The 7,159-nt window shown below is 73.6% G+C and carries 6 protein-coding genes; 4 read left to right on the top strand and 2 right to left on the bottom strand.

What is annotated here, in order from left to right:
* Positions 1 to 126: 126 nt before the first annotated feature.
* Together ABZW03_RS33765 and ABZW03_RS33760 are read right to left on the bottom strand one after the other, a co-directional pair.
* The gene (locus ABZW03_RS33765) at positions 127 to 1,284 is read right to left on the bottom strand and encodes an epoxide hydrolase family protein (protein WP_355267015.1); all 1,158 of its coding nucleotides are present in this window, start codon (positions 1,282 to 1,284) and stop codon (positions 127 to 129) included.
* A 74-nt stretch (positions 1,285 to 1,358) separates the two neighbouring features.
* Entirely contained in the window at positions 1,359 to 1,772 is a 414-nt protein-coding gene (locus ABZW03_RS33760; RefSeq protein ID WP_355267013.1) for an SgcJ/EcaC family oxidoreductase, read from the bottom strand.
* 263 nt (positions 1,773 to 2,035) lie between these two features.
* Here ABZW03_RS33760 and ABZW03_RS33755 point away from each other — a divergent pair, with 263 nt between their 5' ends.
* From ABZW03_RS33755 to ABZW03_RS33740, 4 genes are all read left to right on the top strand, one after another.
* Positions 2,036 to 3,214 (top strand): acyl-CoA dehydrogenase family protein, encoded by a 1,179-nt coding sequence (locus ABZW03_RS33755; protein WP_355267010.1) that lies wholly within the window; start codon positions 2,036 to 2,038, stop codon positions 3,212 to 3,214.
* A 74-nt stretch (positions 3,215 to 3,288) separates the two neighbouring features.
* On the top strand, positions 3,289 to 4,521 hold the full coding sequence (locus tag ABZW03_RS33750) for a cytochrome P450 (protein ID WP_355267007.1): 1,233 nt from the start codon (positions 3,289 to 3,291) through the stop codon (positions 4,519 to 4,521).
* Between the two features lie 21 nt (positions 4,522 to 4,542).
* Positions 4,543 to 5,562, top strand: a complete 1,020-nt coding sequence (locus ABZW03_RS33745) for an alcohol dehydrogenase catalytic domain-containing protein (protein ID WP_355267004.1) — start codon at positions 4,543 to 4,545, stop codon at positions 5,560 to 5,562.
* A 225-nt stretch (positions 5,563 to 5,787) separates the two neighbouring features.
* Positions 5,788 to 7,071 (top strand): multicopper oxidase family protein, encoded by a 1,284-nt coding sequence (locus ABZW03_RS33740; RefSeq protein ID WP_355267001.1) that lies wholly within the window; start codon positions 5,788 to 5,790, stop codon positions 7,069 to 7,071.
* Positions 7,072 to 7,159 lie beyond the last annotated feature (88 nt).

The following is a 7,159-nucleotide window of genomic DNA, read 5'->3' as shown; positions in this document are numbered from 1 at the left end:
GGCCGCGCCGCCCGGCGGCGCGGGACCTCAGAATGAAGGACAACTCAACTCCTTTTCCGCCCGGGGACGTTGAGGGGTCCCGGGCCTGGTCGAAGGGGACGGGGTCAGGGTGCCCCGGAACGGCGCTCAGCGCACCCGGCGCGCGAACGCCCGGACGTCGCCGACGAACAGCCCGGGCTCCTCCAGCGCCGCGAAGTGCCCGCCGCGCTCGAACTCGGACCAGTGGGCGAGGGTCGGCAGGATCCGCTCGGCCCACCGCCGGATCGGCCGGACGGCGTCCTCCGGGAAGACCGCCACCCCGACCGGCGCGGCGAGCTGCCACGGGCCGGCCCAGGTGGCGATGAACTCGGAGTCCAGCCGGTTGGACTCGTAGTAGAGCTGGGCGCTGGAGCCCGCGGAGGCGGTGAACCAGTAGATCGCGGCATTGGTCAGCAGCCGGTCGCGGTCCACCGCGTCCTCCGGCACCGACCGGGCGGCCGTCCACTCCTTGAACTTCTCGACGATCCAGGCCAGTTGGCCGACGGGCGAGTCGGTGAGGCCGTAGCTGAGGGTCTGCGGCCGGGTGGACTGGATCTTCCGCCAGCCGGCGCCGTCCTGCTCGAAGTGCGCGGCGAACTCCAGCCGGGCCCGGTCCGCCTCGTCCAGGTCCGCGAACTCGGCCGGGTCCTGCGGCGGGAAGGTGGCGAGCATGTTGAGGTGGACGCCCGCGACGTGCGCCGGATCGGCCAGGCCGAGCTGGAGCGAGACCGGCATGCCCCAGTCGCCGCCCTGGACGAGGTAGCGGTCGTAGCCGAGCCGGCGCATCAGCTCGGCCCAGGCCCGGCCGACCCGGGCGGTGTCCCAGCCCGTCTCCCGGGGGCGGCCGGAGAAGCCGTAGCCGGGCAGGGAGGGGATGACCAGGTGGAACGCGTCGGCCGGATCGCCGCCGTGGGCCCGCGGATCGGTCAACGGGCCGATCACGTCCAGGAACTCCGCCACCGAGCCGGGCCAGCCGTGGGTGACGATCAGCGGCAGGGCGTCCGGCTCGGGCGAGCGCACGTGCAGGAAGTGCACGTCCACGCCGTCGATCTCGGTCAGGAACTGCGGGTGCGCGTTGAGCCGTTCCTCGGCCTTGCGCCAGTCGAAGCCGGTGCGCCAGTACTCGGCCAGGTCCTTCAGGTAGCCGAGCGGCACCCCGCGCTGCCAGCCCACGCCCGGCAGTTCACCGGGCCAGCGGGTCGCCGCGAGCCGGCGGTCCAGGTCGTCGAGGGCTTCCTGCGGGACGTCGATACGGAAGGGGCGCATGGCAAAGTCCTCTCGGTGGGGACGGTCGGGTCTCCGGGGAGGGCCGGAGCGGGCGGGCAGCGGGGGGCCGGGTCTCAGGCGGCGATCGGGGTGTTCTGGTACGAGGCGATCCGCCAGTCGTCGCCCTGGCGGGCCAGCACCCAGGTCGCCCGGATCGCGCGCTCGGGCGTCACCTCGGCGTCCCCGGGGGCCAGCACGCCGCCCTGGGTGACCAGCACGGCCACGTCCTCGGCCAGCGGGCGGACCGAGACCGGCGCGCCGGTGACCCGGGTGCCCTTGAACGGGCCGGCGAAGGCCTGGGTCATGAAGGCGCGGATCGCCTGACGGCTCGTCAGGTAGACGTCGCCGGGCAGGATCAGCGTCGCGTCCTCGGTGAAGACCTCGGCGAAGCCGTCGGCGTCGTGCGCGGCCCAGGCGGCGACGATGCGCTCCGGGACGGCGGCCAGCGCGGCGGTGTCGGGGGAGGCGGGCGGGGGAGTCGCGGACATGGCTCTCTCCTTCTCCTTCTGGTCCCGGCCGCGATCACGGCGGCCGGGTGACGGCCAGCCTCACAGCAGGTCGCGGGGGGTGACAACTCCCCGATTGCGCTGGTTGGTTGGAGGAACTGTCGGCCTGGCCACGGTCCGGGTGCGCCGCAATCCGGGAGATGCGGCCGCCCGGCCCGGGTGCCAGCCTCGACAGGGCCGATCAACGATCGCGGCCCGGACGGACCGCCGTCCCGCGAGAGCCGCCCACTCCCGAGGAGCCCCCGATGACGACCAAGGAATCCCCGTCCAGGGACGAACTGGTGAGCCGTGCCGCCGAGCTGGTGCCGCTGCTGCAGAAGAACGCGCTGTGGCACGAGGAGCACCGCCGGTTGTCCGACGAGACCCTGGCCGCGCTCACCGACTCCGGACTGCTGCGGATGCGGGTCCCGGTCCGGTACGGCGGCTACGAGTCCGACATGCGCACCGCGGTGGACGTGATCGCCGAGCTGGCCCGCGGCGACGGCTCCACGGCCTGGGTCATGGCCGTCTACGCGATCAGCTCCTGGATGGCCGGCCTGTTCCCGGACGAGGTGCAGGACGAGGTCTTCGACCGGCCGGACGTCCGGATCAGCGGCATCCTCAGCCCGACCGCGGTCGCCGTGCCGGTCGAGGGCGGCGTCCTGCTGAACGGCAAGTGGACGTTCAACTCCGGTGCGCTGCACAGCTCCTGGAACACCAACGCGGCCGTGCTGATGACCCCGGACGGGCCGCAGCCGATCATGGTGGCGGTCCCGCTGGCCGAGCTGGAGATCGTCGACGACTGGCACACCACCGGTCTGCGCGGCTCCGGCAGCGTCACCACCGTCGCCACCGACCTGTTCGTCCCCGAGCCGCGGGTGCTGCCGATGGTCCCGGTGCTCCAGGGCCGGCACCGCTCCCTGAAGAACGCCGAATCGCCCATCTACCGGGCGCCGTTCATGCCCACCGCGTGCGCCACGGTGGCCGCGCCGGCCCTCGGCCTGGCCAAGGCCGCCAGGGAGGCGTTCTTCGAGCGGCTCCCCGGCCGGAAGATCAGCTACACCGAGTACGCCAACCAGGCCGAGGCCCCGGTGACCCACATCCAGGTGGCCGACGCCATCACCCGGATCGACGAGGTGGAGTTCCACGCCCACCGCGCCGCCGCCCTGCTCGACACCAAGGGCCCCACCGGCGAGGAGTGGACCCTGGAGGAGCGGGCCCGGATCCGGCTCGACCTCGGCGCGGTCTGCGCGCGCGCCAAGGAGGCGGTGGACATCCTCAACACCGCCAGCGGCGGCTCCTCGATCTACACCACGGTGCCGATCCAGCGCATCGAGCGGGACGTCCAGACCCTGAACCTGCACGGCATCCTGCACCCCAACACCAACCTGGAGCTCTACGGGCGGGTCGCCTGCGGCCTCGGGCCCAACACGCTCTACCTGTAACCGGAGCGCGTCGGCGCAGGGCCGCCGGGCGGCGGCCCTGTCCGGCATGCCCTCTCACCGACCGGAGGATCCCCATGGCAATCCCCGAACCCGTCGTCATCGACCCCGCCGGACACGACATCCACGCCGAGGCCGCCCGGATCCGGGCGAACGGCCCGGTCGCCCGGATCGAACTGCCCGGCGGCGTGCTCGGCTGGTCGATCGCCGACCACGAACTCGCCCGCCAGGCCCTGACTGACCACCGGCTGTCCAAGGACCCGCGGCAGCACTGGACGGCCTTCGCCGAGGGCCGGATCGGCGAGGACTTCCCGCTGATCGGCTGGGTGCTGATGGACAACCTCACCACCCGGTACGGCGCCGACCACACCCGGCTGCGCCGGCTGACCGCCGGGGCCTTCACCCCGCGCCGGGTCGAGGCCATGCGGGCCGAGGTCGAGAAGGCCGTCGACGAGCTGCTCGACGGGCTGGACGGCTGCGAGCCCGGCGAGGTGGTGGACCTCAAGGCCCGCTTCGCCCGCCCGATGCCCGCCCGGGTGATCTGCGACCTGTTCGGCGTGCCGGCCGGGGACCGCGAGCGGATGCTCCGCGGCGGCGAGGCCAACATCGACACCACCCTCACCCCCGAGGAGTCGGCGGCCAACGTCGAGCAGTGGCACCGGGAGATGCACGAGTTCGTCGAGTCCAAGCGCCGCAGCCCCGGGGACGACCTGACCAGCGACCTGGTCCAGGCCCAGGAGGAGGACGGCTCGCGGCTGAACGACTCCGAACTGGTCGGCACCCTGCACCTGCTGCTCGCCACCGGAACCGAGCCGGTGATGAACCTGCTCGCCAACGCGACCCGGGCCCTGCTCACCCACCCCGAGCAGCTGGCACTGCTCCGCGGCGGCGCGGTGAGCTGGACGGACGTGATCGAGGAGACCCTGCGGGTCGAGGCGCCGGTCGCCCACCTGCCGTTCCGCTTCGCGGTGGAGGACATCGAGATCGGCGGCATGGTCATCCCCCAGGGCGACCCGGTCCTGATCAACTTCGCGGCGGTGGGCCGCGACCGCACCGTGCACGGCGACAGCGCGGCCGTCTTCGACGCCGCCCGGCCGGACAAGGAGCACCTCTCCTTCGGCCACGGCGTCTACCGCTGCATCGGCATGCCGCTGGCCCGGATGGAGGCCGAGATCGCCCTCTCGGCGCTGTTCCGGCGCTTCCCGGACCTCGAACTCGCCGTTCCCGCCGAGGAACTGGCGCCGCAGGTCACCTTCATCATGAACGGCGTGCAGACCCTCCCGGTCCGCCTCACGCCGCGAACCCGCTGACCGGAAGAGGAGGTTGCTCCGATGTGGGCTGCCGTCGTACCCGAGGCCAAGGCACGCTGGGAACTGCGCGAGATCCCCACCCCGAAGGCCGGACCGGGCCAGGTGCTGGTCCGGGTCCACGCCTGCGGGGTCTGCCACAACGACCTCTGGGTCAGCCAGGGCGTCTTCCCCTTCCCGCCGCTCGACCCGGTGGTGGTCGGCCACGAGGCCGCCGGCGAGGTCGTCGAGGTCGGCCCGGGGGTGACCGGCCGCCGGGTCGGCGACCGGGTCGGCACCACCTGGGTGCAGTCGACCTGCGGCCGCTGCGACTACTGCCGGCTCAACCTCCCGCTCACCGGGCAGTCCGGGATGAACTGCCCGGAGTCGGTGATGAGCGGCCTCACCGTGCAGGGCGCCCACGCGGAGTACGTCGCGGTGGCGGCCGACAGCACGGTGCTGCTGCCGGACGCCCTCGCGTACGAGGCCGCCGCGCCCGTGCTGTGCGCGGGGTACACCGCGTGGAGCGCGCTGCGCGCCGCCTCGCCCGAGCCGCACGAGCGGGTCGCCGTCCTCGGGATCGGCGGACTCGGCCACCTCGCCCTGCAGTTCGCCCGGGCGGCCGGCTTCGAGACGGTGGCCGTCACCCGCTCGCCGGACAAGCACGCGCTGGCCCGCACGCTCGGCGCGGACCACGTGGTCGCCGACGGCGAGCAGCTGCGGGCGGCCGGCGGCGCCGACGTGGTCCTGGTGACCGGCACCTCCTACCGGGCCGCCGCCGAGACCCTCCAGGGCCTGCGGCCGAACGGCCGGATCGTGCTCGCCACGATCGACCCGGTGGACTCCTTCGCCATCCCGCCCACCAGCCCGTTCTGGGCGCAGCGCCAGCAGGTGATCGGCGCCACCCACAACGGCCTGGACCAGCTCACCGAGGCCCTCGACCTGGTGGCCTCCGGGGCGGTGACGCCGATGACCGAGACCTTCCCCAAGGAGCGGGTCGCCGAGGCGCTCGACCGGGTCGAGCGCGGCGAGGTCCGCTTCCGCGCGGTCGTCAGCTACGCCTGACGGCCCGTCGATCCGGCGTCAACACACGCGTACCGAGGTGGGGAGGACACCCTGTACAGGCGAAGATTTCTGGGCCTCGCGGGCATCGCGGCGGCCACCGGGGTCGGGCTGCCGGTCGGCGCGCTGGCCGGCGGGAAACCGCTGCCCCCCGAACCGGCCGCCGCCGGGGCAGCGGCCAGGGGGCCGTTCTCCGCGCGGATGCCGGTGCCGCCGACCCTGAAGCCGGTGGCGCGGACCCACGACACCGACGTCTACCGGCTCGACGTCCTGGCCGCCGACCTGGAGCTGCTCCCGGGCGTGCGGACCCGCTGCCTGACCTACGGCGGCAGCTTCGTCGGCCCGACGATCCGGGCCCGGGAGGGCCGCCGGGTGCTGGTCACCTACCGCAACCGGCTGCCCGAGGCCGTCAACGTGCACCTGCACGGCGGCCACGTCCCGGCGGACAGCGACGGCCACCCGATGCAGCTGATCGACCCGGGCGGCGAGCGCCGCTACGAGTACCCGAACCGGCAGCCCGGGGCCACGCTCTGGTACCACGACCACAGCCACCACGGTGAGGCCGAGCACGTCTACCGCGGCCTGCACGCCTTCTACCTGATCGAGGGCGAGGACGAGCACCGGTACGACCTGCCGAGCGGCGAGTACGACGTCCCGATCGCGATCCGCGACGCCGAGTTCGACACCGCCGGCCAACTGGTCCACGGCGACCCGGCGAAGCGGAACGTGATCCTGGTCAACGGCCGCGCCCAGCCGTACCTCCCGGTGGCCGCCCGGAAGTACCGGCTGCGCCTGCTGAACAGCTCGACCCTGCGGTTCCTGAAGCTGAACTTCGGCTCCCTGCCGGTCCACCAGATCGGCTCGGACGGCGGTCTGCTGCCCGCACCCGTCGACCGCACCGGGACGGACTTCCGGCTCGCCGCGGGCGAACGGGTGGAGCTGGTGGTGGACTTCTCCGGGCTGGCGGTCGGCAGCCGGGCCGTGCTCACCAACCAGGGCGAGTTCACCGGCGACGACCGGGTCGAGCCGGTGCTGCAGTTCCGGGTGGAGCGCCGGGCGCGCGACCGCAGCCGGATGCCCGACGCGCTGCGCCCGCTGCCCGAGCTGCCGCCGGCCACGGTCCACCGCGAGCTGACGCTCTCCTTCGACCTGTCCGGCACCCCGGTCGGCCTGGTCAACGGCCTGGCGTTCGACCCGGACCGGGTCGACCAGCGGATCCGGCGCGGTGCCACCGAGATCTGGACGGTCACCAACGGGGACAGCGCCACCAAGTACGGCCCGATCCAGCACTCGTTCCACCTGCACCTCGCGGAGTTCCGGGTGCTCGACCGGGACGGCCGGCCGCCGCTGCCCGGGGACGCGGGACTGAAGGACACCGTGCCGCTCCCGCCCGGCACCTCGGTCCGGATCCAGGCGACCTTCACCGACTACCTCGGCCGCTACATGTACCACTGCCACATGCTGGAGCACTCCTCGGCGGGCATGATGGGCCAGCTGGAGGTCGTCGACTGATCCCCGCAGCTGGTGGCGGGCCGTGCCGGACACCCGGCGCGGCCCGCCTCCGTCGTGCGCGCACCGCCCCGGGGCCCGGCGACCTCCG

This window comes from Kitasatospora sp. NPDC004799 (assembly GCF_040609095.1).
Classification (GTDB): domain Bacteria; phylum Actinomycetota; class Actinomycetes; order Streptomycetales; family Streptomycetaceae; genus Kitasatospora.
The sequence above is the reverse complement of the archived record's forward strand: the minus strand, read 5'-3'. Positions and strand labels throughout refer to the sequence as shown.